The sequence below is a fragment of the Leptolyngbya boryana PCC 6306 genome (genome assembly GCF_000353285.1).
GTDB lineage: Bacteria > Cyanobacteriota > Cyanobacteriia > Leptolyngbyales > Leptolyngbyaceae > Leptolyngbya > Leptolyngbya boryana.
Window position 1 is genome coordinate 3,627,049 of sequence record NZ_KB731324.1, and the last position, 25,886, is coordinate 3,652,934.

Below are 25,886 nucleotides of genomic sequence, written 5' to 3' on the forward strand. Positions count from 1 at the left end.
TTTCTCCTTACTCGTCGATCGCGAATGAAATCTCTGCTTTCATCACGCCTTCTTCTGCATCCCGTCTGAGCTGAAATCCCAGTTTCTCACAGACGCGCTGCATCGCTCTGTTTTCGCAAAGAATCTCAGCACGAATGCGCTCAAGATGCTCATGCCGTCCGACCTTCAGCAAGCAGTTGAGCAACATGGTTCCAAGCCCTTGACGCTGATAGCGATCGTTGACCATCATTCCAAACTCTGCATCATTCGTCGCATGTAGTTTACTCAGCCTTGCAATTGCTAAAATCTCAGATGCTCCGGTTTGAGCATCTTTCCTTTCAGCGACTAGAGCAAGTTCGCGATCGTAGTCAATAAAACACAGTCGAGTCAGACGTTCGTGAGCAATCCGCTGTTTTAGCCCAATCATATGGAAGTAGCGAAAATATACGCTTTCCTCTGACAAAGTTTGATGGAATTGAATCAGCAAAGGCTCATCTTCAGGGCGAATCGGGCGAATCGTCACCTCTTTTTGATCAGATAGCTTGTACTTCCAAGTAAACTGACTAGGATAAGGACGAACTGCTAATTTCGGGAGTTCAGCTTCAGTCACATCCGGATCATGTAGAACAATCCTTGCATCCAAAGCCAAGAGCTTATCAGCCGAAGCAAGCAAAGGATTAATTTCAATCTCTTTAATCCATCGCTGCTCAACGACTAACTGACTAAACCGAACTAAGAGTTGCTCTAGGGCGGCGAGATCGACCGCTTTGCGTCCTCGTACTCCCTGCAATGCTCGATAAATATGCGTTTGCTCCATCATTCGCCGGGCGAGCGTTGTATTCAAGGGGGGAAGTGCGATCGCGCGATCGCGATACACTTCAACGAGTTGCCCTCCAGAGCCGAATAGCATCACAGACCCAAATTGGGGATCAAGGCTGCTGCCAATGATTAATTCGTACCCCTCTCTTTGAATCATCGGTTGTACGGTGACTCCGAGAAAGGCTTGTGCGTCCTGGGTGCGTTGTAAAACAGTCGCCGCGATCGCTTGATAAGCCTCACGAACGGCCTCTGCATTCAGCAAGTTTAATTGCACACCACCGACATCGGTTTTGTGGGTAATCGTTTCTGAATACAGTTTAAGCACAACTGGATAGCCTAGCTTTTCAGCCACTTGAACTGCTGCTTCCGCACTCCGAGCCACCTGGGTTTCAACAGTTGGAATGCCGTAAGCCGCGAGAAATTGCTTGGATTCAAACTCTGTGAGTAGGGTTCTTCGTGCGGTTCTCGCGTTTTGAATGATCTGTTCAATTTCGAGCCGATTTACTGTCTCAGCTTCGGCTAAAGTTGGCGTTTCGTAGATGCCGCGCAGATTGTAGCTATATCGCCACATATAGTTAAACAATCGCGCCGCAGTATCCGGGTAAGCAAATGTTGGAATCTTGGCTTGATTGAGCAACTCTGCTCCGGCTGCAATTTCTGAATTTCCCATCCAACTGGTAAGAATGGGTTTACCCAGTTGAGAGTAGGACTGCAATTGCTGAGCCGTTCGAGTTGGGTCAGTCATTGCTTGCGGCGTGAGAATGACAAGCAATCCATCACTATTGGGATCTTGAGCAGCAATCTCTAATGCTTTGGCATAACGTTCAGGTTCCGCATCTCCAAGAATATCGATGGGATTGTGATGACTCCAATGTGCAGGAAGATGCTGATTGAGTGCCTCAATCGTTTCGGGTGATAGCTCAGCTAAAGTTCCACCATTTGTCACTAAAGCATCGGTTGCAAGCACACCGGGGCCACCTGCATTTGTGATAATCGTCAGTCGTGAACCTTTCGGACGAGGCTGTTTTGCTAGGACTTCTGCCATATCAAACAAGTCAGAAATGCTATCGACTCTCAGAACACCACAGCGCCGCAGTGCAGCATTAAACACATCATCGCTACCCGCCATTGCTCCGGTATGAGACGTGGCAGCTTTAGCCGCTGCTTCAGTTCGTCCGGCTTTAATCACAATAATCGGTTTAGTCAGTGCAACTTCTCGCGCGGCAGAAAGAAACGATCGTGGATCGCCGATCGATTCCATATAGATCACGATGCTCTCAGTGTGGGGATCATCACCGAGATAGTAAATCAAATCGCCCCAATCGACATCGAGCATTGAGCCGATCGAGATAAATGAGCTAAAGCCCACATTTTCATGAAAGCTCCAATCCAAAATCGCACTACACAAAGCACCACTCTGGCTGATAAAGCCGACTTTTCCAGGTTTCGCGATCGAATTTGCAAAGGTTGCATTCAACCCCAAATGAGGATTCATGACACCGAGACAGTTTGGACCAATCAATCTCAACTGACCTCGTTTCAGATGGGCGCGAATTTGTTGTTCTAGCTCGACACCCGCTGAGCCAACTTCACGAAAGCCAGCCGAAAGAATAATCACACCCTTGACATTCGCATCCACACATTCGCCGACAAGATCAGGAACCGTCGGCGCAGGCGTGGCAATAATCGCGAGATCAACTGCTTCGGGAACGTCCGCGATCGTAGGATACGCTTTGATTCCCAAAACGCTCGGTCGTTGCGGATTTACTGGAAAAATTGTGCCTCCAAATGGATGGCTCATCAAGTTCCAGAGTACCGTTCTTCCTACACTGCCATCTCGCTCAGTTGCACCAATGACGGCAATCGTTTTCGGTGAGAAGATTGCATCCAGCGGATGATATCCAGAGCGCCAAATGTCATGAACGCGATCGCTCTGACAATTTGCGAAAGAAACAATAGTCATGCAATCCCCCTTACGGTGCTACTAGAGCTTGGTTTTCAGCCTGTCCTAGCGTAGTTGCATTGCCTTCATAGGCTTGAATGTACAAAGCTTTGAGGTCTTCAATCAGTGGATAGCGCGGGTTTGCACCTGTACATTGATCATCAAACGCTTGCTCTGCCATCCATTCCACTTGTGCATAGAAAGCTCGATCGTCTTCGGACAGCGCTGCTTTAATCGTTTTTGGAATGTCAAGCTGCTCTTTGAGATCTTCGATCGCGGCAATCAATTTCTCAATCTTTTCTTCATCCGTTGCGCCCGTAATGCCCACATACTCAGCAATCACCGCATAGCGCCATTTCACATTCGGATATTTGTACTGTGGAAAAATTGCTTGCTTGAACGGAACATCGGTCGCATTGTACCGAATCACATGGGAGATGAGTAAAGCATTCGCAAGCCCATGCGGGACATGGAAAGTCGAACCGAGTTTATGTGCCATTGAATGACAAATGCCTAAGAATGCATTCGCAAATGCCATCCCTGCCATCGTTGACGCATAATGCACTTTCTCGCGAGCTTTGGGATTGTTTGCACCTTCTTTGTAGGCAGCAGGTAAATACTTCAGCAGTAAGCGAATTGCTTCTAAAGCTAGCCCATTCGTGAACTCGGATGCAAAGACTGACACATAAGCTTCGAGGGCATGGGTCAAGGCATCGATACCGCCGTACGCAGTCAGGCGTTTTGGCATCTGCATCACGAGATCAGGATCGACGATCGCCATATTCGGCGTGAGCGCATAATCGGCAAGCGGATATTTAATCCCAGTGTGCTGGTCTGTAACAACAGCAAACGGTGTGACTTCCGAACCCGTTCCTGACGTGGTTGGAATGCAAACCATGCTCGCTTTTTGCCCTAAAGGTTGGACTTCATAGACACGCTTGCGAATATCCATGAAGCGAGTTGCTAAGCCTTCAAACTCGGTATCCGGTTGCTCATACATCAGCCACATGACTTTTGCAGCATCCATCGGCGAACCTCCACCAATGGCAATAATCACATCGGGCTGAAAGAGGTTGATTTGAGCTAAACCTTTCTCGATCGTTTCTAAAGATGGATCAGGTTCGACATCATAGAAAGTTTGATGCGTAATGCCAATTCCTTCTAGAACCTGCGTCACTTTTTCCGAAACGCCCAGTTCAAATAGCGGCTTATCCGTAATCACAAAAGCTCGATGTTTTCCAGTTAGTTCCTTGAGAGCTACAGGTAAGCACCCATCCCGGAAGTAAACTTTCGGGGGAACGCGGAACCACAGCATATTTTCACGCCGCTGCGATACGGTTTTAATGTTCAGCAAGTGATGAGCCGCAACGTTTTCAGACACAGTATTGCCGCCCCAACTGCCGCATCCCAATGTCAGCGATGGATCAAGCCGGAAATTGTATAAATCTCCGATCGCACCTTGAGACGCAGGAGTATTGATCAACACCCGCGAGGTTCGCAACACATTCTCAAAGTGTCGAATATGCTCGGTGTTTGCGGGCTGAGTATAGAGAACTGAAGTATGTCCTAATCCGCCAAACTCGACAATCTTCTCGGCTTTCAGCACCGCATCTTCAAAATCACTGGCTCGATACACTGCCAGAATCGGCGAAAGTTTTTCATAAGACAGCGGTTCTTGAGTGCCGATTTCTTCCACTTCTGCCATGAGCACTTTCGGAATGCCTGCTTCAAATTGCAGATCTGCTAGTTCAGCAAGCCGAGCAACAGACTGCCCAACGATTTTAGGATTTAAGTGACCATTTTCGAGGACGCAGTCTCGGAGGCGATCGCGTTCTGCTGCATCGAGGAAATATGCACCGCGATCGATAAATTCCTGCTTCACAGCTTCATACACGGCATCGACAATTACAACCGATTGTTCGCTCGCACAAATCATGCCGTTGTCAAACGTCTTACTGAGTAAAATCGATGAGACTGCCATTTTAATGTTTGCCGTTTCATCAATGATGGCTGGCGTGTTTCCAGCACCGACTCCTAACGATGGATGACCGGATGAATAAGCGGCTTTGACCATTCCAGGGCCGCCAGTTGCGATGATCAATTTAATATCTGGGTGCTGCATTAAAGCCTGCGATCGCTCAATCGTCGGTTCTTCGATCCAACCGATCAAGCCTTCAGGTGCGCCTGCTGCGATCGCAGCATCAAGCACAATTTTGGCAGCCGCCGCAGTACATTGTTTCGCTCTGGGATGAGGGGAAAAAATAATGGCGTTGCGGGTTTTGAGTGCCAGCAACGCCTTGAAAATCGTCGTCGAAGTGGGATTCGTGACGGGCACAATTCCAGCGAGGATGCCAATCGGTTCGGCAATTCTTTGATAGCCGAAGGCAGGGTCATCTTCTAGAATGCCGCAGGTCTGCTCGTGCTTGTACTTGTTATAGATAAATTCCGATGCAAAGTGATTCTTGATCACTTTGTCTTCGACAATTCCCATGCCTGTTTCTGCAACGGCACGCTTCGCTAACGGAATTCTCGCTTCGTTTGCAGCTTGCGCTGCTTTTTTGAAAATCAGATCAACCTGCTCTTGTGTGTAGGTTGCATAGACAGCTTGAGCCGCTTTGACTTGCTGAATCAGAGTTTCGAGATCTTGTGGTTTTTCGGCGACAATGTTCATAAATTCCGTCCCGATGAGAGTAGCGATTATTTTAGGTTGAGCAAGTTACATAGCATTGAGATTGCGACTTTTGAAAATGTCGATCGCGGCTTGAACTTGCTCTGAAGTTGGGTTTGGGGTGTCTTTTAGCTGATAGTCATAGCCTAATTGCTCCCATTTGTACTCGCCCATTTTATGAAACGGTAAAACATCAACTCTTTCGATATTGGTGAGCGTTGCTAGAAAATCTGCTAGCCCAGCAATATTCTGGGGATCATCTGTTAAACCAGGTACAAGCACAAATCGAATCCAAACCGGTTTGTGAATCTGATTCAGATACCGAGCAAGAGTTAAAGTTGGTTCGATATTAACACCCGTTACTTTGTGGTAAGTGCTTGCATCGAATGATTTAATATCTAGTAACACAAGGTCGGTATACTCGAGCACAGGCTTTGCAACATTCAACTCACAAAATCCAGATGTATCAAGCGCTGTATGGATCTTGAGTTCGTGACATCGTTTAAAGATCTCTCGAACAAATTGGGGCTGAAAGAGCGGTTCCCCTCCGCAGGCATTGACTCCACCGCCAGAAGCCTGCATATAGGGAATATATTTTTGGATCTCCTCGATCAGTTCATCGACCGTTACTAGCTTTCCATCTTCGAGATGGCGACAGTCGGGATTGCAACAGTATAGACAGCGAAGAGGACACCCAGAGGTAAAGATAATAAAGCGGATGCCGGGACCATCGGCTGTGCCACAGGTTTCGATTGAGTGGATGTAGCCTGCTGTTTTTGAGAGCGTATTCGTCATAGGTGCTACTTTCTCGGATCAAATAAATGGTTCTGGTGGCACAGTTTTACGAATCCCTTGGGACATCTGCGACACGGCTGGATTATCCCATTCTAAAAGCGATCGTGGAATGTTCGCTCTAACACATCTAACTGCTGTTCTCGCGTCAGTTTGATGAAGTTCACGGCATAGCCTGACACGCGAATCGTGAGTTGAGGATACAGTTCTGGATGATCCATTGCGTCTAGCAGCATTTCACGATCGAGCACATTCACATTGATGTGATGTCCGCCTTGATGGAAATAGCCATCTAACATTCCAGTCAGGTTATTGACGCGATCCCCAACAGTTCTGCCGAGAGCCGTAGGCACAATCGAGAATGTGTTAGAAATTCCGTCTTGTGACTCTGAATAAGGCAGTTTGGCGACAGAAGCCAAAGAAGCGATCGCTCCCTTAATATCTCGTCCGTGCATCGGATTGGCTCCGGGTGCAAACGGCGCGCCTGCTTTTCGACCATCGGGTGTGTTTCCGGTTTTCTTGCCGTAAACGACATTCGACGTAATCGTTAACACCGATTGGGTCGGAACAGCATCCCGGTAAGTTTTATGTTTCCGAAGTTCGCTCATAAATTCTGTTACCAGACTGACAGCAATCTGATCGACTCGATCGTCATTGTTGCCATACTTCGGAAAATCACCTTCAATTTCATAATCAACGGCAAGTCCGGCATCGTTGCGTAGAACTTTGACTTTTGCATATTTGATGGCAGAAAGCGCATCGGTCGCAACAGAGAGTCCGGCAATTCCGCATGCCATTGTGCGGAGAATGTCTCTGTCATGTAATGCCATTTCTAGGCGTTCATAACAGTACTTGTCGTGCATGTAGTGAATCACATTCAAAGTATTGATGTAAGCTTTGGCTAACCAAGCCATCATTGCCTTGAATTTACTCAGCACTTCTTCATACTCTAGGAAGTCCGACGTGATTGGTTCAGCAGCAGGAGCAATTTGCTCACCCGATTTTTCATCTTTTCCGCCATTGATCGCATAGAGCAAACATTTAGCAAGATTGACTCTAGCTCCGAAAAACTGCATTTGCTTGCCGACGCGCATTGCCGAGACACAACACGCGATCGCATAATCATCTCCCCAATACGGGCGCATCACATCATCGTTCTCGTACTGAATCGCACTTGTTGCGATCGAGGTTTTAGTACAAAATTCCTTAAACGCTCTCGGCAATTGTTCTGACCAGAGCACCGTGAGATTCGGTTCGGGTGCAGCACCTAAATTCTCAAGGGTGTGTAAAAATCGGAAGCTGGTCTTAGTAACCAAGGGACGACCATCTTCGCCCATGCCGCCGATACTTTCAGTCACCCAAGTGGGATCGCCTGAGAACAGGTCGTTATAGTCTGGAGTCCGCAGGAAACGCACCATGCGCAGCTTCATGACAAAGTGATCGATCAGTTCTTGCAGCTCTGATTCCGTGACCCGTCCTTGAGCCAGATCCCGTTCGCAATAAATGTCCAGGAAGGTCGAAATTCGCCCGATCGACATCGCTGCCCCATTTTGCTCTTTCACGGCTGCCAGATAGCCAAAATAAAGCCACTGAATCGCCTCTTGAGCAGTTTGTGCAGGTTGGCTAATGTCGAAGCCGTAAGCGGCTGCCATTTCTTTGAGTTCAAACAGAGCGCGGATTTGCTCGGAAAGTTCTTCACGGGTGCGGATCACCGTTTCATCAATCGAATCAACTTCGAGCGATTTGAGTTGAGCTTTTTTGTCGTCAATTAAGCGATCGACCCCATATAAAGCAACTCGCCGATAGTCTCCAATGATTCGACCTCGACCATAGGCATCCGGCAAGCCTGTAATGATGCCAGAATGCCGCGCTAAGCGCATTTCTTGAGTGTAAGCGTCAAACACGCCATCATTATGAGTCTTACGGAAATGAAAGATCGCTTCGGTGTTGGGATCAAGCTCGTAGCCATAGGCTTTGAGCGCAGCTTTCACAACTCGAATTCCACCGAAAGGCATGATTGCCCGCTTTAGAGGGTGATCTGTTTGTAGACCGACGATCTTTTCTAAATCGCGATCGACATATCCGGGAACATGAGATGTAATCGACGAAACCGTTGCTGTATCTACGTCTAAAATGCCTTTCTCACGCTCTAGCTTCATCAAATCTTTGACTTGATTCCAAAGCTTTTGTGTTGTTTCAGTTACACCTGCTAGAAACGAATCATCTCCGGTGTAAGGTGTGTAATTGGTTTGGATGAAATTGCGAACATCAATTTCTTGCATCCAATTGCCTGATTGAAAATCTTGCCATTGTTTCACCATATCTATACTCACCTCTGGTGAAGGATTTTGGAAAAGAAGGAATGCTCTGAAGCATTGCTATCAACTCTTTTCTCTCGCACTCTGAGTATATTACAATTCACAAAGTTAATCGCAACTGAAATGTTAAATAAATCGCTAACCATGATAGAAACATAACAAAAATCGATTCGGAATAAATTCTCAAATAAAAACAGCATTCGTTTAGATTTTGGAATGCTGTAAATGACACCATCTTTCTTGAATTTAAACCAATTGAATGCTTTAAACATCCCGAATCGTCAGATATAGAGACATCGTGCCACTGTTTCTAGCCCATTGAAATACGGCATCAAATCATCGCTATTTTTTGACTAATCCCAAACACCAAATCACACATAGGTCGGCAAATTATTTCCCAGTCCTCGTCAGATCGAATGCACAAAGACTGCCAGACTCGACAGTCCCCGATTGAGCAAAACTCAACACCCTCATCCTAGTCTGTTGAAATCGATTTACAAGGTGATTACAGCCAATACCGCATAGTAACTGAAAGTAAAAGATTCGCTCTCCATCGGCGGTTTGTACAACTGTAAAGAAAGTCTTAAGTTTTTAGAATGAATAGTACAGTGGATTCAACTGTGATGTTTAAGATAGAGACGGATTGCACCAGGTTGAATTTGATGGATAACGCTAAGTTGAATTTGATAGATAACGCTAAAGATTGCCTTGAAGTCACATGTCCGATTCAATTCGTCGTCGATCTCCTGGGGAATAAGTGGTCAATTTTAGTACTGCGAGAGCTATTTACAGGCAACCGTCGAACGCATGAACTGTTAGCGGCGATGCCAGGAATTAGTACTAAGACTCTGATGGTTCGGCTACGAGAACTGGAAGAATATGGGTTAATCGATCGTCAAGTTTTCGCAGAGGTTCCGCCTCATGTTGAATATTCTCTGACGGCCAAGGGTCGTCAAATTCAGCCGGTGATGATCGCCCTGCATCAAGTGGGCACTCAATGGTTAGAACAAACACCTTGCTCTTGTCCGTTGGAGCAATTTAATCCGGTAGAAAATGCTTGCCCCTCTTCCTAAAAATACTTGCTCCTTGTCCTACCGCGAGGCTGTGAGTACCAAATAATCGGGCTGAGTACAGGTTTAATAACTCTAATGAGAGTAGGATAAACCTACTCATTTTGAGGTGCATGATATAAAGTGATATCCACGACTGACGGCATCATCATGCTATCGGAACCCCTTTTGGTGCAGGAATTCATCCATTTAATGAGGCGTACCTATCCTCAACCGAGCAAGGTGTTACGTCATTGCTACATTAAGCTAGTCACCGTTCATTGGGGACAGCCTCCAAGCCGATTAGATTACTTTGCAATTTATTGTCCGAATACTTTGTTTGAGACTGTTTCTGAACAGAAGGAAGCATTTGGGCATATCTCTCGCTACATGGGACTTGCAGATCCAGTTTGCATCAATGCGAATCGGTTAATTCGCGATCCGATGTCGAAATTGAAAAAAGAAGCGCCTCGATTCTGGTTGGAATTGCACTGGTTACTTCCTGCCCAACTCCCTGAAACCCCATGAAAACTGGCATTTTTTGCACTTACGAGAACTATCATCAGAATGCACAACGCGCGATCGCGGATCAAGTCGCGATCGTTCAACATGCGGAACAATTAGGGTTTGAGGAAGCTTGGGTGACAGAACATCATTTTGATGAATTCCATGTCAGTCCATCAATTTTACCGTTGCTCGCTCATTTAGCTGCGGTTACAAGTCGAATTCACTTAGGGTCTGCTGCGGTTTTACTCGCATTCCATCATCCGATTCAAATCGCAGAAGATATCGCAACCTTAGATAACTTATGCCAGGGACGATTTGCTTTTGGAATTGCAAAAGGCGGCCCATTTCCAGAGCAGAACAAACATTTTGCGACTCCGATGTCAGAAGCACGGGCTAAAACGTTGGAATCGATGGAGCTAGTTTGGAAGTTGCTGTATGAGTCGGAGGTGTCGTTTCAAGGGCAGTTTTATCAATGCGATCGCGTTACTATCTATCCGAAACCCGTTCAACAACCGATGCCTGTCTGGATTGCAAGCGGCGATGATGATGCGATCGCGTTTGCAGCGAAACATAATTTTGGATTGATGGGAGGCGCGCCATTCTCGATCCAAAAGTTAAAAACGACACTCGCGAAGTACCGTCAGTTGAATGCCAGTGGCTCTGAGAAATTGATGCTAGCTCGATTCTTTTATGTCGCACGAACAGATGAAGAAGCAATCAGCGAAGCTCTGCCGTTTATAGATAAATTTAGTAGCCGAATGCAAGGATTAGCAACTCAGATTCAGAAGAGCGGAAATGCTCAGAACTTTACTCAGTTGAGCCAACAATCGAATCCATTTGATGCTGATTTTCTGATTCAAAATTCGATCATTGGTAGCGTGAAAACCTGCCAGGATAAGGTGAGACAACTTCAGGAGGAGTTGAATGTCGATACGATCGCGCTTCAACCTGTCGCGCTCGATTTAGCCAAGAATCAGGAGAGTCTGACGCGATATTGGCAGGAAGTCCGCGGTTAAATTCGCTGATTCTACTTGCTCAAACGCTTTTAACCTAGCCGCCCCCAACGTCGTGCGATCGCATCATAAACAATCGCAACGGGTCAAGATGCACGAACCAAGGCAACGGCTGATCCTTCACCATCGCCCATCGCTCCTTAAAGACTTCTGCCTGCACATGATAGTCCATAGGATGCAGGGGCGGGCTGTTTAACTTGAGATAAATCGTTGTTCGATGCGGCGTTTCCCGTGTTTTTGTTACCCAGCAAGGAAACGTATTCATCTGATTCGCGTCGTCTGAAAACGTCAAATGATGGGCACGAATGCCCACACAAGCAAAGTCATCTGGAATCGGCTCCACCACATCTAATTGGCATCCCCACTCACGCGCTTCAATCCGAGTCGCGCTAATCTGATGCGCCTGAGAAAAGTTCTTACATCCTGTAATTTGTGCCACTGTGTAAGTCTCTGGTCGATCGAAGATTGCCTCTTTGCGATCGTACGCCATTTGCTTTCCATCTGAGATGACTAAAATCTTCTGGCAGATTCCATACACTTCTTCTAAGTTATGCGTCACAAATAATGTCGTACCTGAATAGGTTGCTAATGCTTCTGCTAGCTGCTCTTGTAAATGACTTCGCAGATAAGTATCTAATGCCGAAAAAGGCTCATCTAAAATCAAGATTTCTGGTTCGATTGCTAATGCTCGCGCTAATGCAACTCGTTGCTGTTGTCCTCCAGAAATTTGCTGCGGATAGCGATCCTCAAGCCCTTGTAAATGGAGTTTTTCTATCTGTTCTGCTAATCTTGATCGCTGGTCTGTTCGTTTCAAATGCTGCAATCCATAAACAATGTTCTGCGCTACGGTTAAATGGGGAAATAAAGCATAGTTCTGAAACACAAATCCGACTCGGCGATCGCGAATCGGAACATTAATCCCCCGCTTAGAATCAAATAACACGCGATCGTTCAAGACAATTCGCCCTTGATCGGGTGTTTCGATTCCCGCAATACAGCGCAGCGTCATGCTTTTACCAGAGCCAGAACCCCCCAAAATTCCCAGTGTGTTCTGGTCTAGATCAAAAGCAATCTTAAGCGGATAGCTCGTTAGTTGTTTTTGGATGTTTACGAACAACGGCATAGCGAGATCTCCGGTTTGAATGTTCTAATCGACGTGCCCAGAGCAGCAAGAAAAATGTCCACAAGGTCATCACTGCAACCATTTGATGTGCGCGATCGTATTCTTGATTTTGCACCGCATCATAAATCGCTAGAGGTAACGTTTGCGTCCGTCCTGGGATACTTGCTGCAACCATTAAGGTGGCTCCAAATTCTCCCATTGCTCTTGCTACCGATAAGATAAAGCCTGCTAGAATTCCAGGTTTCGCCATCGGTAGGGTCACACGCCATAAGACTTCTAATTCCGAAGATCCCAAAGTTCGAGCAACGGCTTCAAGCTCAGGATGAATCGATGCGATCGCCGATCGAGACGATTCAATCATCAACGGCAACGCAACGATTGCAGATGCGATCGCGGCAGCCTGCCAAGTAAATAGAATATCAATCCCGAACCATTCATAAAGTGGACTACCTCGACCGAATGCCATGAGTAGATAAAATCCGACGACACTCGGAGGGAGAACTAACGGCAAATTGAGAATTGTCGAAACAATCGTTTCACCTGGAAATCGAACTCGTGCAAGAACGATCGCCGCACCTAATCCAACCATTAAAATTAGGAGAGTTGCGACGATCGTGACTTGAATTGATAAGAGATAAGGGGAGAGGTTCATTCTGCTGCGATTTTTTCACCGGGTAGAACGAAGCCATATTTTTGCATGGTTGGTCTTCCTTTTTGACTATCAATGAATTTTGCAAACTCTTGCCCTAGTCCTGGATGTTGAGCACGTTTGGGCACTGCCATCATTTGGTCAAGTGGTTTGTGCAACTCTTCAGGAATCAGTTGCCATTTTCCGGATTTATGCACACTCAAAGAAAGAGCAACGAGTGCAACATCAACATTGCCCGTTTCAGCATATTGCTGTGCTTGACGAATATTTTCTGCTAATACTAATTTCGGTTGAATTTCTTGCCAAATCCCAATTGATTCTAATGCTTGCTGAGCAGCAATTCCGTAAGGTGCGTGGTTCGGATTGGCGATCGCAATACGTTGAATTTCAGGTCGCGTCAGATCTTTTAAATCTTTGAGTGCTAATTCCCGATTTGGCTTCGTCCAGATGACAAGCCGACCTCGACCATACAGTAATTTTGTCTCTGATTGAATTAATCCTTTTTGGTCTAATGCTTCAATGAATGATTTGTTGGCTGCTGCGAATAAATCGGGTGAAGCTCCTCGCTCAATTTGTTGAGCAAGTTGCCCGGTCGATCCGAAGTTCAAGACAACTTTATTTCCGGTCTCCTGTTCCCACTGCGTTGCCAAGTCTTGAAAGGCATATTTCAGATCTGCTGCTGCTGAAACAGTAATAGTGGCCGGAGTTTGTACAGCAGGCTTGGATTGGCAACCTACTACAATCGTGCAGGACAGCAGAAGTAGCGATGCAAAAGCAAAGAATCGTCTTCTATTCATGGCGAAGTCATAGAACATGTTTAAAGAGTATCTTTGATTGATCACTGAATTTCAATGATTCTTTAACTCTTGAACCTCAATTCGTTGACTAGAAAATATAGAGCAAAATTTTTCTCGAAAAATCAGCTCAATCTACAATCCACTCAATCTAGGTAGGCTGAAAGACTTTCAATTCCCTATCCCATGCTGAAGGATCTATGAGACAGTTCAAAAGATTAAAACTAGCTAAAGAATCATTGAAGCGATAAAGGATCAATCAACTCTAATCAATCGCAACCATTACATCTGAAGATTTAACCACAGCATACACTGCTTTTCCAATGTCTAAAGCTAAGCCCTCGGCTGAGGATTTCGTAATCACTGAAACGACTTCAACTCCGGGTGCAATCTCAATTACAATCTCTGTATTGATTGCTCCTGGAACTACCTGTTTAACTGTTCCTTTTAGGGAATTACGAGCACTGATCTGCATAAACTCACTCCTACTAGAAAGATAATGAATTCAGAGCTTAGCTGAGTACAATTGGGCAAGCTGATGCGGTTGATACAATTAATTCAGAGATTCGTGGGTGTAGCAGTTCTTCGGACAAACCCGCGAACAAGCTTCGCAACCAATACATTTATCGCGATTCGCGATCGTCATCACCTTACGTTCAATCTCCTCATCGTCTTCATCCTCGACCCATTCTCCCTCGTCATTCAGAGCTTTGAGTGCTAAAACATCCCGACCACAAGCTTTAAAGCATCGACCACAGCCAATGCATTTTGTCTGATTGATTGACTGTACAAACTGCGGTATCCAAGCCGTTCCACCAAACGTCACATTCGTTAAAGTTGCCACTGTGTTCTCCTCGTAAGCTAGATTATCGACTAAGCCGGACATAGATTGCGTCTTGAAGCGGATCGCTGAGTGCGACTTGATCCGCTCCAACTCTCAGAAGAAATCGAGGAGATCGCTGTTCAACGGTCACTCTTGTTCCCAAAGTGATGTTCATCGATCGTAATTTCTGAGCTACAAAATCGCCTCTTGAACTATCAATTCGACTCACAACTCCTTGTTCTTGAGGCTTTAGAAGCTTGAGTGAGGAACCTTCGATCGTAAATCCTGTCATTCTTCTGTCCTCTACTAAACTAGGTAAGCTTCTTGATGAGTGCGAATCGTACAATCGGTGCGAGGATAAGTCACACAGAGCAAGACAAACCCTTTAGCAACTTGTTCCTCATCGAGGAAGGTTTGATCGTCTTGGTTAATTTCTCCTTCGACAACTTTACCCACACAGCTTGAGCACGCGCCAGAATGGCAAGAGAACGGCAAGTCGAGTTCTGCCTCTTCCGCAGCTTCTAAAACTGTCGTATCTTCATCGACAGGAAGTGTGATGTCGAGGTTGCGCTTTTTGTTGATCAGTCGAACTTGGTAAGTAGCCATAATTTGAACCTCTGAGAGAGTAGTACTTCAATTGTTTTTTAGATCTCGCCGAATTGCTATTTCTCGCGATATCGTGAGATCGAGTGAGTTAACTACAAGGAACCGCTGCCGGAGTGCAATCTCCTGCTTGGAAAGATTGTCCACACCCGCAAGTATCTGTCGCATTCGGATTACTAAACTTAAATCCGCTATCCATCAAACCTTCTACAAAATCAACCACGACTCCATTGATCAAAGCAGCAGCCTGTGGATCGATATAGATTTTCACTCGCCCTTGTTGCTCAATTACATCATCGGGTTTCGGCTCATTCGCAATGTCCAGCGTATATTGATAGCCACTACAACCCCCATCAGATACCCCAACTCGAATACCTTTCGTATCTGTAGGATTGGCTGTGCCTTGCAAGAATGCGCGCAGGCGAAGTTCTGCTCTTTCCGTCAAAGTAACCGTCATGAATATTCTCCTGATTGTTCTAAATCGGTCTAGACAAGTTGAAAATGCGATCGCACATCTAAATCTCGAAGTTGTGACTCCAACGATCGGCTAACGTGCTGCCGCCAAGGTGCATGATTGCCACAGACAGGGCAATGCGGATCGCGATAAATCCGACGCTTCGCAAACTCTAATCGTCCTAAATTCATCGTCAACAGTTCAGATACCAAAGGCTTCTCGAACCCCGTTATCAGCTTGATCGCTTCTAATGCTGCTAAACAAGCTAACGTCCCAGAAACTGCACCCACGACCGCAAAGCCGCGCCGATCCCACTCTGGCTTTTCTGGAAACAAACAGGTAAGACAGCCTGTTTGCCCCGGCAAAATAGTGGTCAAATAAGCTTCCATGCCATCCATCGCCGCCTCTACCATCGGCTTCCGGTATCTCACACAAGCTTCGTTTAACAGGTCTCGTTCTGCAAAATTGTGAGCGCAGTCTAGTGTAATATCAGTCGATCGAACTAAGTGATCCACATTGTCCGGAGTAATATAGTCGAACACTGCTTCGACTTCGACATCGGGATTGATTTTCTCCAAAGTTTCTTTTGCTTTGAACACGCGCGGTTGTCCCACAGTGTCATGCGTCATGAGAACTTGGCGATTCATATCGTCGAGTCGCAACTCACCCCCACGAACTAAAATGAGTTTTCCAATGCCTGCAACTGCTAGGTACAGGGCTGCTGTACCTCCCAGTCCGCCGACTCCAGTGACTAACGCTGTAAATGATTTCAGTCGTCGCTGTGCATCTTCGTCAAAGCCGGGAAGCATCATCTGACGGCGATAGCGTTCTAGTTCTGTAGGGGTTAGGTCTAACACGATCAGTTACCTTCAGATTCAAAAAGGACAGGGCAAGGGTTAGGGAGGATCAAATCTATTGGGCTAGAGAAGTAAGTAGATGAGCGTGATTCAAGATTAAGTTCGACGAGTCCTCTCGAAATTCGATGAGTCCTCTCGCTTCGTTGCTCACCCGCCCCGGAATGAATTCGGGGCTAACCGTGCGCAGTCCACTGAACCGGACTAACAGCCAATCTCAACGTCTTCTACTGAACTGAACTAACAGCTCATCTCAACGTCTTCTTCAGTGGGTTGAAACCCACTTCGCACTGTTAGCCCGAACTTCCAGTTCAGGGCGAGACACAAACGCAGCAACTATCTTCAAGTGAATTGCGCCGATCTATTTATTGATCCCCCTGAATGCATCTGAATTAGCAAGACAGAGAGATCACACTCAGCGAAGCTTTAATCCGCTGATAGTTCCGACAACATCACAACACCTTTCGGCTTCTCATTGAAAACCTTGAACAGTTTCGTTTCCAAGGGTGAAGTTGTCAGGAACGTTTCATAAGCTTGAATCAAAGCATCTCGATACTGTGCCAAACGCTCTGCATCATCAATCTCTGGGAAATTTGCATCAATTTCTGCCATAAACTGCGAGAGCTTTTTCAGAATGTGTAACCGATTCACATTTACAACCTTGGCATCATAAGGTAGCTGAAAAAACTCAAAATATGCCTCAGCATCAGTAATGTTCTTAAACTCAGCCAGCGTTAACGTCGTCATTTTGCTTGCTCCTGTTGCTTTAACTGTTGCTTGAGATCATGGATTTCTCGAAAAATCTCATAAGTTGAAGTTGCGACTTCGATTAAGGTTTCATAATCAGTTGGCAACCCTTCAGCGAGATCGTGCAAGTCCATTTTCATTTGACCTGCTTTGCTATTGAGGCGTTTGATTTGCGTCTTGAGTTCTTCAACGCTGGTCGTCGTTGGCATCGCTCTATCCTTTCGCTGCATCAGGGAATTTTTGAATTGCGTTCACGCCATTTTGAACAATCTTTTCGCCTTCCAGGGCAGTCTTTTCGAGCGTGTCAAATCCAAATCGTTGAGCATCCCGCAAGGTTCTAGCAACGACAAGCAACCGACCACAGAAAACTAATGCCCAGCCAAAGCCTTCATGACTTAGATCAATCACAACTTGGCAAAGCTGCCCCGTTTCTTCTTCCACACGAGTTGCGATCGCGCGATAGAACGCTAAAATTCTTCCTTTCGTAATCGGGTCAACCTCGCCATCGACCGAGATCTCACGCTTTTGTGCCTTGGTGACCACATAGGGCTTCAGGAGCAACTCATCACTCCAAGCGCGATAAGTTCCATACGAATCATTGGCGCGGATTTGATTGACGATCGCTTTCAAAAATGGGCTACTTGCGACTTCAAATGTCGATTCAACTTCTGTAACACTCATACAATTGCTTCCTCTGCTTCAAGTTCTTCAAATGATTGTGATTTTTGCTGGAGTGCTTTGCGTAACCACGGTGGAGGATTGCCTTTCAGCGTTTGCACCAACCGGGTCAGCACATCGTTAATTTCTTCTTCTTCTGACTTTGCTTTGACAGGGGTAATGCGCTTCTTAATCAGTCGGGCTGCCGCACTGCCACCAATCGATGAAACATAAACGATCGTGCAATCTGCTAGGGCTTCTACTTTGGGAGCAAGTTTGTCTTCATTACCGTCTTCTTTGAGGTCACCCCCAAATCTCAACGTCTCAACAAACTCATATCCATCTGCCGAAATCTCATACACATCAATCTTACTGGCTGAGCCAAAATGAGCATTGATGTGAACTTGATCTTGGGTTGTAAAAGCAATCTTCATGATGATCACTCCTAAAATTTACTAAAGCTGCTACGCGCCAGCAGCATGTGCTTCTTCTACTTCTAAAAGCAAGTTTCCAATGTTGAACAATAGCTGCGTTGTGCCTTGATAGCCAACTTTGCTAAACTGCCCATTCCCTAAGCGATCGAAGATCGGAAATCCTTGCCGATACAATGGAATTCCTAACCGCTTCGACACCGCTTTTCCATGCGAATTGGTGATGAGCAAATCTGCCCCAACGGCTAACTGCTCAAAATCTTCTAAGTCGCCAATTGTGACTGAATCGATTGCCAGCTGTTCTAACAAGGGCGATTTTGTCGTCGTGACAGCCGCTTGAATTTCACAGCCCATTGACTCTAAGAACTGTGCTGTAGACCAGAGCAAATCAGGCTCTAATGCGATCGCGACTTTTTTTCGCCCAAAGTAGAAGTGCGTATCTAACATCGCATCCTGCAATTGCCGACGCTGATGAGAGAACTTCGCAGGCACTTCAGCCCCGCTCAAATCTGCTAAGCATTGAATAAATTCATCAACGACACCTAATCCAGTTAAGCGATCGAACACTTCAAACGGAATGTCAAATCGCTCTTGCAGAATTTCCGCGGCTTTCGTCATACTGTCTCCGACTGCCAAAGTAAAGACAGAACTGCCCATTTCGCGCAATTCGGCAAGCGTCGTGCCACCGCCAGTTACAGCGCCATAAGAGTCGTCTAAATGTCCATCCAAAGACGCAGAGAGATCAGGAACCACGATCGGAGTCAGCCCAAAGGCTGTGATCATATCTTTGATTTCTTGCACATCACCTGGAGTAAAGGCAGAACTCACTAAGAGATTCACTTGATCTGATCGCACTTCTCCCGGTTGCGGAAGTTCAGTCACAATGCTTTCTACTGCTGCCGCATATCCGTCTTGTAATGCACCTTTATAGTCAGGGGTCGAGGTGAATACTATTGGCAAATCAAACAGTTCTGGATGGCGCTTCCGAATGCTTTTCAGAATCCCATCCATATCATCGCCGCGAGTCTCGGTCAGTCCAGTGGTACAGAGTCCAATAATGCTTGGCTTCGACTTTTCAACCAAAGTCAAAATTGCTTGTTCCACATTGTCTTCACCACCCAGAACCGTACTCACTTCAGTCATTGCTGTCGTTGAGAGCGGGATTGCTTCCCGGTAGTGACGAACGAGCATCACTTTTGCAAATGCTGTACAGCCTTGAGAGCCATGAAATAGCGGCATTACACCTTTCAGCCCCAAATAAGCTAGCGCGGCTCCAAGCGGCTGACTTTGCTTTAATGGATTTACCGCTACAGATTTTTTAGGAGTCGTGATTACAGCCATTACAAAACCTCCAATCGTTGAGTTTCCCAGGGAGCAGGTTGACGGACTTGTTGCCAAACAGGACTATGCAGAGCTTCGTCAATTTCTCTCGCCATCTCGATCATGCCGACATAGCCTGCATAAGGATGATGACGCTCTTGGTTGATATCTAAAAAAGGAATTCGAGCTTTCAAAGCGGTGTACTGATTTCGTCCGCCTGCAATCAGCATGTCTGCTTTTGTCTGAGCAATCACTCGGAGTAATTCCTGAGCATTGCCTTTTTCTAGCATGATGCCGTCTTTGCCTAGCAATTCCTTAATTTTAGATTTATCTTCTTCAGTACTTTTCTTCGTACTGGTTGCCATCACTTCCATGCCTAAATCTTTTGCTGCGGAAATGATTGACCAACTTTTCACGCCACCTGTGTAAAGCACAACTCGCTTACCTTTGAGGCGTGCTCGATAAGGTGCTAGAGCTTCATCTAATTTCGCAGTTTCATCAGCGATTAGTAATTCGACTCGCTCTTGAAGGTTCGCATCTCCGATCTTGGCTGCAATGTTGCGTAAGCATCGATTCATATCAGCAATACCGTAGAAAGATTCTTCAATGTAAGGAATGCCATAGCGCTCCTCCATCTTTCTTCCCATATTGATCAATGCTTTTGAGCAGATCATGACATTGAGCTTAGCTCGATGCGCGTAAGTAATTTCTTTATATCGAGCATCTCCGGTAATCTTAGCAAGCACTCGAATTCCAAGCTTTTCAAAGAGTGGAAGCACGCCCCACATCTCACCTGCAATGTTATACTCACCGATTAAGTTAATGTCGTAAGGCGTAGTATATTCTGGCTCACCTGTACCCACAACATAGTCGAGTAAAGATTCACCACCGATCCGATTGCCTAAGTTCTTACTGCCAACAAATCCAGGTGAATTGACAGGCACAACTGGAACGCCGAACTTTTCAGCCGCTTTCTGACAAACTGCATCTAAGTCATCTCCGATCAGTGCAGTCACACAAGTCGAATAGACGAAGACGGCAGCAGGTTGGTAGCGTTGTTGAACTTCAGCGATCGCTTTATACAGCCGTTTCTCTCCTCCAAAAATGACATCATTTTCAGTAATATCAGTGGTAAAGCCCATCTTGTAGAGGGTCTCTCCCGAAGAAAGACTGCCTCGACTGCCCCAAGAATTGCCCGCACAGGCAATCGGGCCATGAACCAGATGGGCAACATCTGCGATCGGAACGAGAGCAATCATGGCTCCATCAAAAGCACATCCTCCCTGAGCGGCTCCGGGCTGAGCGACTTGAGTGCATGACTTATTCTTTTTTTGGTCTTTTTTGTGGTTGTGTTCACAACCTGTTTCACTCAATAGTTCGTTGATCTTGCCTTGGGTCATTCTCATGGCTCAAGCCCTTGTAATTTAGTGAGGTGGTTCAACTAGCAGAGATACTGTTAGCAAAGATACTGTGCAACATCTTCTTCGCAAATATCCGTTAAGTAGCTCAGTGCTCGGAAGCGAAGTAAAACGACTTCGTTATAAAGAGGATTGAGCTTACAAAGCGCTGGAATGTGAAAAGTTCGCCCGAATAGAGTCACATCACGCTCAAAAGGACAAGCACAGGGAACCACCTTACAGATAAGATGTGCAACTCTGTAACTGCGAATCGTGAAGTTATTGATCAAGCGGCGCAAAGGTAGGAGGAGGTCAGGCAACCCTTTTGGGCTTTGAGGAGACGGGTGTATTGCAGTCATAGGACAACGTCATGGGTGAGGTGATTAGGAATAGTTTTTTTCGTCAGTTTGAAGATTCGCCCCCTAAACTCCCAAACCTTCGAGAATTTAGGGGTTGCCAAAGCCATAAGACCTATCGAGTGAACGCAAATGTCAAGCTATCTTCAGCTAAGAAGTGAGCTAAATGAAACGCTCGATCCTCTGTAGCAAGCAACATCTGCTCATACAGATATCGAGTTGCGCGATCGCCAACACTTTCAGCCTGAGCCGCCTGACGGCGCAGAACATTGATAATTGCCTGCTCTGCCTGCAAGTCGTTGCTGACCATCTGCCGAGCCGAGAAGATTCCATCCGGCTCAGGAGTAAAGCAGCACAGCTCGGCTAATTTAGAGAACGTTGCGGCAGGAGTTCCGCCGAGTCCATTCAGCCGCTCGCCAATCTGATGCACATATCCCGCAGCAGCATCGTAACCTTCATTGAAGAACTCGTGTAATGAGTAGAATTCAGCACCTTCTACAACAAAATGGTGCTTCTGATATTGCAGATAAAGTGCCTGAAAACTTGCTAATGCAATATTCAAGCCTTCACAGATTGGAACGGTTACATCCTGCCCAAAACCAACTGGATTCTCTGCGACTTGACCAAAGGACTGAACGAGCGTTGCGGTCATTGTTTTACTCCCTTACTTATAAGGTGGACTTGATGGTTGAAATCTCGTTTCATCTAAACTCGTCTTACACACTCTCTGTCCAGCATCGCTCTAACCATCCGAGCAATTCACTCCGGGATGCGGCAAATTGCTGAACTGTACTCCGAACTAAAAAAGCAGCGATCGCATCATCTACTTCGACCCAAAGTGAGCCATCCTCTGGACACCAAGCAGGTATCCTTAATTCTTGTAAGCGATGATAGATTCGCCAGCGATCGGTTCGGGAAATGTTGACGACCTGAGCAGCCGTGATGCTAGGACTTCGAGTGTGCTGAAACATAGATTTGAAGGGTTAGGAATTGGTGAGGGTAGGGCGGAGCGATTGCAGTTGCTCCTCAAGCTGTTCGATGCGATCGTATAAATTCCGAATGACAACTGCTTGTGCATCAGGCAATTGATGATGTTCAAGCGGCTGAAAGGTCTTATTACAGCCCCGACAGATATTCCGACCAGGAATGCCCACAACGGTACAGGCTGAAGGAACATCTCGAAGGACAATCGAGCCTGCCCCAACTCGCACATGATCACCGACTGTAATGTTCCCGAGTACTTTCGCACCCGCCCCAACGACAACATGCTGCCCGAGAGTCGGATGACGCTTTCCAGTCTCTTTCCCAGTTCCGCCGAGCGTGACTCCTTGATAGATCAAAGTATAGTCACCCACGATCGCAGTTTCGCCGATCACCACTCCCATACCATGATCAATAAAGACTGCTTGACCGATCGTTGCACCGGGATGAATTTCGATTCCGGTCAGAAAACGAGTCAGAAAAGAAATAAAGCGCGGAAAGAATGGAACACCACAACGATGAAGCCAGTGAGCTAAACGGTGAGAGGCGAGAGCGTGTAAGCCTGGGTAGCACACCAAGACTTCTAACCAGTGACGCGCCGCAGGATCACGTTCAAAGATGATTTGAAAGTCAGCCTGGAGCGTTTGCAAGCCGTTCCTGAGAAAAGAGGGAAAGGGATTAAAAGAGCGTTTGGGGAGAACTAAGGGCTGGAGCATCGCTTCTCAAGAGGGAATTAAAGCTATGTGTGCCTGGTCTGCTTTGCTTATAACAGGCAGGCAAAATGCTGATTCGGAGATCGCTCTGGATAGGATTTATTGAACTTATTAGCAATGTACTCAGCTTGCAAAGTCTGATGTACAAGCAATTTGAAATTTCTTTAGGGTGAAGGGACTAGCTTTTTTCAGGGCTAGCTCTAGTATTTATGGGAATAAGGATGAGTATTTCTACACTCAATTTGTCTAAGCTTCTATTCCTTACCTAGCAAGCTATTCAGCTTATTTCTAGTTCAAATTCTGCCACAAATTTGCCTGTACTCAACTGTACTCAAGCTGAGGAGGTTTGAGGCAAAACGAGATTTTCTGTATCTGTGGTTACGGTTTGAATTCTATTCTGATAGTTTTGAAAAAGCAAGTGTTCGATCGCAAATTGCTAGAGGTCATTTGCAATCCTTGAAGAACTGGATCAGTCATTCTCCAGCAATAGAAACGAAAACTGCTCAACAGTACTGCAGTTCGCAATTATTGCTATGCGCAACTGATATTTTTCACTATATATAGAACGTTAAAAAAATATTAAGTCGATCGCTGAATTCAAAAAAGTGATATTTTAGATACAGATTTGAATTTCGGAATTGTCTGGAGTAACCACACTTCGGCTACTCCAGTTTCTAACCCCGCCTAAAACGACTTAAAACTCAAGAGTTGAGTACAGGTTAATTCATCAAAAAACCAACTCAAAAATCCTTGAAACCTAATTAATTCAAGGATTCAACTAGAGTACAGAAAAACCCAACCCCCGCCCCTTTAATACTCAATCCCTCTGTTAAAAATACTCGCACCCTGCACCCCAAAATAATTTTTTCTCCTCTACAAATCGGGGTTTCAGCAGTTGAGTACATCTCTAATTATTTCAATAAATCCTATCAGCGCTCAGCCAAACGATGCAGAAAAACCTGGCTGCTATAACTTCCACAACACCAATCACTGAAGCTTCTACCTGGAACTGAGATTTATACCGTTCCTAACTTGAAGCAGACGTGTGTGGAGCAAAGTGATAACACCATGTCCCCGTCCAACCATGAAGTCGCTTTTGTCTGGATTGCTCACTAAAACAGCTCCCTTAACTTAACTAGGGTTTATTACTTGTTTAGACAAGTCTTGCAATCTCAACAGAAGCGACTTTCATTCCTTAGACTGTGACTGTGTAAACTCCTCCACAGGTGGCGATGTCCACTGACTATTCCGAAATTCAATGACACCACCACCCTCGGCATTGCTTACAACACCCGTTACCGATCTGACCATTAATAAGTCTACCGATCCGAATAACCCCCAGCCCAAATCATCCGATAGTAGCTGTGGTTGCAGCAGTAACCCAAATGCTACCCCCACAATGGATGACCGCCTGAGAGAACGAATCGAAAAGCACCCCTGCTATAGCGAAGAAGCCCATCATCACTATGCTCGGATGCACGTTGCTGTAGCGCCCGCTTGTAACATTCAATGTAACTACTGCAATCGTAAATACGACTGCGCGAATGAAAGCCGACCCGGTGTGGTGAGTGAATTGCTCACACCAGAAGAAGCAGCACACAAAGTGCTGGTGATTGCTGGTAAGATTCCGCAAATGACGGTCTTAGGAATCGCTGGCCCTGGCGATCCATTGGCTAATCCAGACAAGACATTCCGCACCTTTGATCTGATTGCAGACAAAGCTCCTGACATTAAATTATGCTTGTCTACTAATGGATTGATGTTGCCAGATCATGTCGATCGCATTAAAGCTCTCAATGTTGATCACGTGACGATCACGATTAACATGGTTGATCCTGAGATCGGCACGAAAATCTATCCTTGGGTTCACTATCGCCGCAGACGCTACAAAGGTTTAGAAGCTGCTCGTATCCTGCATGAGCGGCAAATGGAAGGCTTACAAGCACTGAGAGAGGCGGACATTCTCTGCAAAGTCAACTCGGTTATGATTCCTGGAATCAACGACAAACACTTAGTTGAAGTTGATCAAGTGATCCGCCAAAACGGAGCCTTCTTACACAACATCATGCCTCTGATTTCAGCTCCAGAGCATGGCACACACTTTGGCTTAACAGGTCAACGTGGGCCGAACCCTAAAGAGCTAAAAGCCCTGCAAGATGAATGTGCAGATAGCAACATGAAAATGATGCGTCACTGTCGTCAATGTCGCGCAGATGCAGTCGGCTTACTCGGTGAAGATCGATCGCAGGAATTCACCAAAGATAAGTTCATGGAAATGGAATCTGAGTATGACTTAGAAACCCGGCAGGAAGTCCATGCAGGCATTGCTCAGTTCAAAGAAGAGATCAAGCTTGCAAAAGCGAAAGTGAAGCCGAGTGAGCGAGTGAAGAACAGTCCGAAAATCTTGGTTGCAGTCGCGACTAAAGGTGGTGGCATTGTGAACCAACACTTTGGTCATGCGAAAGAGTTTCAGATCTTTGAAGTGGATGCAAACGAAGCTAAGTTTGTTGGACACCGCAAGATCGATCAGTATTGCCAAGGTGGATACGGCGAAGAAGCAACGTTGGATCATGTGATTCAAGCGATCGCGGATTGTAAGGCAGTTCTCGCATCAAAAATTGGAGGCTGTCCTCAAGAAGAGTTAAAGAAAGCAGGACTGCAAGTTGTAGAAGCTTACGACGTAATTGAAAAAGTTGCGAGAGAGTTTTACGACGAGTTCATGACGGCACAGGTTAGTTAGCAGACGAACGAGGCGAGCGAATGAAGTCGCGCCTTGTACAGACAAAACTCACGCAGGCAGACTAGCTCCTACTTTTCTCCTGCCCGTGTACAGACACACACTTTGTCTATCGAGTCCCGAATTCATTCGCTCAGCATCGGGTGATCCGCCTATCGCA

General features: G+C 46.1%; 27 protein-coding genes. 4 read left to right on the plus strand and 23 right to left on the minus strand.

The annotated features are described in order from the left end of the window. Positions 1-7: 7 nt before the first annotated feature. The 4 genes from LEPBO_RS0118210 to pflB form a co-directional block, all read right to left on the minus strand. The gene (locus LEPBO_RS0118210) at positions 8-2,761 is read right to left on the minus strand and encodes a bifunctional acetate--CoA ligase family protein/GNAT family N-acetyltransferase (protein WP_017288999.1); all 2,754 of its coding nucleotides are present in this window, start codon (positions 2,759-2,761) and stop codon (positions 8-10) included. A gap of 10 nt (positions 2,762-2,771) precedes the next feature. Beyond that, on the minus strand, positions 2,772-5,411 hold the full coding sequence (adhE, locus tag LEPBO_RS0118215) for a bifunctional acetaldehyde-CoA/alcohol dehydrogenase (RefSeq protein WP_017289000.1): 2,640 nt from the start codon (positions 5,409-5,411) through the stop codon (positions 2,772-2,774). A gap of 45 nt (positions 5,412-5,456) precedes the next feature. Beyond that, positions 5,457-6,203, minus strand: a complete 747-nt coding sequence (pflA, locus tag LEPBO_RS0118220; protein WP_017289001.1) for a pyruvate formate-lyase-activating protein — start codon at positions 6,201-6,203, stop codon at positions 5,457-5,459. A gap of 92 nt (positions 6,204-6,295) precedes the next feature. Next, positions 6,296-8,521: a formate C-acetyltransferase gene (gene pflB, locus LEPBO_RS0118225; protein ID WP_017289002.1), complete on the minus strand. Its 2,226-nt coding sequence runs from the start codon at positions 8,519-8,521 to the stop codon at positions 6,296-6,298. 659 nt (positions 8,522-9,180) lie between these two features. Here pflB and LEPBO_RS37495 point away from each other — a divergent pair. The 3 genes from LEPBO_RS37495 to LEPBO_RS0118245 all read left to right on the plus strand — a co-directional run bounded on the left by LEPBO_RS37495 (position 9,181) and on the right by LEPBO_RS0118245 (position 11,090). Beyond that, the gene (locus tag LEPBO_RS37495) at positions 9,181-9,591 is read left to right on the plus strand and encodes a winged helix-turn-helix transcriptional regulator (protein WP_017289004.1); all 411 of its coding nucleotides are present in this window, start codon (positions 9,181-9,183) and stop codon (positions 9,589-9,591) included. Between the two features lie 147 nt (positions 9,592-9,738). Beyond that, positions 9,739-10,095 (plus strand): hypothetical protein, encoded by a 357-nt coding sequence (locus LEPBO_RS0118240; protein ID WP_026148742.1) that lies wholly within the window; start codon positions 9,739-9,741, stop codon positions 10,093-10,095. Continuing rightward, positions 10,092-11,090 carry an LLM class flavin-dependent oxidoreductase gene (locus LEPBO_RS0118245; protein WP_017289006.1) on the plus strand — a complete coding sequence of 333 codons (999 nt, stop codon included), beginning with the start codon at positions 10,092-10,094 and terminating at the stop codon, positions 11,088-11,090. Before LEPBO_RS0118240 ends, LEPBO_RS0118245 begins: the two co-directional genes overlap by 4 nt. Positions 11,091-11,124: 34 nt before the next feature. Here the strand turns inward: LEPBO_RS0118245 and LEPBO_RS44000 are convergent, their stop codons facing one another. The 19 genes from LEPBO_RS44000 to cysE form a co-directional block, all read right to left on the minus strand. Beyond that, on the minus strand, positions 11,125-12,210 hold the full coding sequence (locus LEPBO_RS44000) for a sulfate/molybdate ABC transporter ATP-binding protein (RefSeq protein WP_017289007.1): 1,086 nt from the start codon (positions 12,208-12,210) through the stop codon (positions 11,125-11,127). Continuing rightward, positions 12,161-12,862, minus strand: a complete 702-nt coding sequence (gene modB, locus LEPBO_RS44005) for a molybdate ABC transporter permease subunit (RefSeq protein WP_017289008.1) — start codon at positions 12,860-12,862, stop codon at positions 12,161-12,163. The genes LEPBO_RS44000 and modB overlap by 50 nt, the downstream gene beginning before the upstream one ends. Then, the gene (modA, locus tag LEPBO_RS0118260) at positions 12,859-13,656 is read right to left on the minus strand and encodes a molybdate ABC transporter substrate-binding protein (protein WP_036046141.1); all 798 of its coding nucleotides are present in this window, start codon (positions 13,654-13,656) and stop codon (positions 12,859-12,861) included. The genes modB and modA overlap by 4 nt, the downstream gene beginning before the upstream one ends. A gap of 262 nt (positions 13,657-13,918) precedes the next feature. Then, positions 13,919-14,128 carry a TOBE domain-containing protein gene (locus LEPBO_RS0118265; protein WP_017289010.1) on the minus strand — a complete coding sequence of 70 codons (210 nt, stop codon included), beginning with the start codon at positions 14,126-14,128 and terminating at the stop codon, positions 13,919-13,921. Positions 14,129-14,206: 78 nt separating this feature from the next. Next, positions 14,207-14,497 carry a ferredoxin III, nif-specific gene (gene fdxB / locus LEPBO_RS0118270; RefSeq protein ID WP_026148743.1) on the minus strand — a complete coding sequence of 97 codons (291 nt, stop codon included), beginning with the start codon at positions 14,495-14,497 and terminating at the stop codon, positions 14,207-14,209. A 22-nt stretch (positions 14,498-14,519) separates the two neighbouring features. Then, positions 14,520-14,768, minus strand: coding sequence for a FeoA family protein (locus LEPBO_RS0118275; protein WP_017289012.1), 249 nt, complete (start codon positions 14,766-14,768; stop codon positions 14,520-14,522). A 14-nt stretch (positions 14,769-14,782) separates the two neighbouring features. After that, complete coding sequence (gene fdxH, locus LEPBO_RS0118280) at positions 14,783-15,082, minus strand: ferredoxin FdxH (protein WP_017289013.1); 300 nt, start codon at positions 15,080-15,082, stop codon at positions 14,783-14,785. Positions 15,083-15,170: 88 nt separating this feature from the next. Next, entirely contained in the window at positions 15,171-15,536 is a 366-nt protein-coding gene (locus LEPBO_RS0118285) for an iron-sulfur cluster assembly accessory protein (protein WP_017289014.1), read from the minus strand. A gap of 29 nt (positions 15,537-15,565) precedes the next feature. After that, on the minus strand, positions 15,566-16,390 hold the full coding sequence (locus LEPBO_RS0118290) for a HesA/MoeB/ThiF family protein (RefSeq protein WP_017289015.1): 825 nt from the start codon (positions 16,388-16,390) through the stop codon (positions 15,566-15,568). A 423-nt stretch (positions 16,391-16,813) separates the two neighbouring features. Next, positions 16,814-17,134, minus strand: a complete 321-nt coding sequence (gene nifW, locus LEPBO_RS0118295; protein WP_017289016.1) for a nitrogenase-stabilizing/protective protein NifW — start codon at positions 17,132-17,134, stop codon at positions 16,814-16,816. Continuing rightward, positions 17,131-17,343 (minus strand): CCE_0567 family metalloprotein, encoded by a 213-nt coding sequence (locus LEPBO_RS0118300; protein ID WP_026148744.1) that lies wholly within the window; start codon positions 17,341-17,343, stop codon positions 17,131-17,133. Before LEPBO_RS0118300 ends, nifW begins: the two co-directional genes overlap by 4 nt. 4 nt (positions 17,344-17,347) lie before the next feature. Then, positions 17,348-17,815, minus strand: coding sequence for a NifX-associated nitrogen fixation protein (locus LEPBO_RS0118305; RefSeq protein ID WP_017289018.1), 468 nt, complete (start codon positions 17,813-17,815; stop codon positions 17,348-17,350). Continuing rightward, positions 17,812-18,225, minus strand: coding sequence for a nitrogen fixation protein NifX (nifX, locus tag LEPBO_RS0118310; protein WP_017289019.1), 414 nt, complete (start codon positions 18,223-18,225; stop codon positions 17,812-17,814). The genes LEPBO_RS0118305 and nifX overlap by 4 nt, the downstream gene beginning before the upstream one ends. 30 nt (positions 18,226-18,255) lie before the next feature. Beyond that, complete coding sequence (gene nifN, locus LEPBO_RS0118315) at positions 18,256-19,563, minus strand: nitrogenase iron-molybdenum cofactor biosynthesis protein NifN (RefSeq protein ID WP_017289020.1); 1,308 nt, start codon at positions 19,561-19,563, stop codon at positions 18,256-18,258. Beyond that, complete coding sequence (gene nifE, locus LEPBO_RS0118320; RefSeq protein ID WP_036044710.1) at positions 19,563-20,948, minus strand: nitrogenase iron-molybdenum cofactor biosynthesis protein NifE; 1,386 nt, start codon at positions 20,946-20,948, stop codon at positions 19,563-19,565. Before nifE ends, nifN begins: the two co-directional genes overlap by 1 nt. A 50-nt stretch (positions 20,949-20,998) precedes the next feature. Continuing rightward, positions 20,999-21,298: a Mo-dependent nitrogenase C-terminal domain-containing protein gene (locus LEPBO_RS41090; protein ID WP_017289022.1), complete on the minus strand. Its 300-nt coding sequence runs from the start codon at positions 21,296-21,298 to the stop codon at positions 20,999-21,001. Positions 21,299-21,410: 112 nt separating this feature from the next. Next, positions 21,411-21,947, minus strand: a complete 537-nt coding sequence (gene dpsA / locus LEPBO_RS0118325; protein WP_017289023.1) for a DNA starvation/stress protection protein DpsA — start codon at positions 21,945-21,947, stop codon at positions 21,411-21,413. A gap of 64 nt (positions 21,948-22,011) precedes the next feature. After that, positions 22,012-22,266: an Asr1405/Asl0597 family protein gene (locus LEPBO_RS37500; protein ID WP_017289024.1), complete on the minus strand. Its 255-nt coding sequence runs from the start codon at positions 22,264-22,266 to the stop codon at positions 22,012-22,014. 12 nt (positions 22,267-22,278) lie between these two features. After that, complete coding sequence (cysE, locus tag LEPBO_RS0118335; RefSeq protein ID WP_017289025.1) at positions 22,279-22,992, minus strand: serine O-acetyltransferase; 714 nt, start codon at positions 22,990-22,992, stop codon at positions 22,279-22,281. 1,255 nt (positions 22,993-24,247) lie between these two features. On the opposite strand from cysE, the gene nifB reads away from it, so the two are divergent. After that, positions 24,248-25,729, plus strand: coding sequence for a nitrogenase cofactor biosynthesis protein NifB (gene nifB / locus LEPBO_RS0118340; protein ID WP_026148745.1), 1,482 nt, complete (start codon positions 24,248-24,250; stop codon positions 25,727-25,729). Positions 25,730-25,886: the final 157 nt, after the last annotated feature.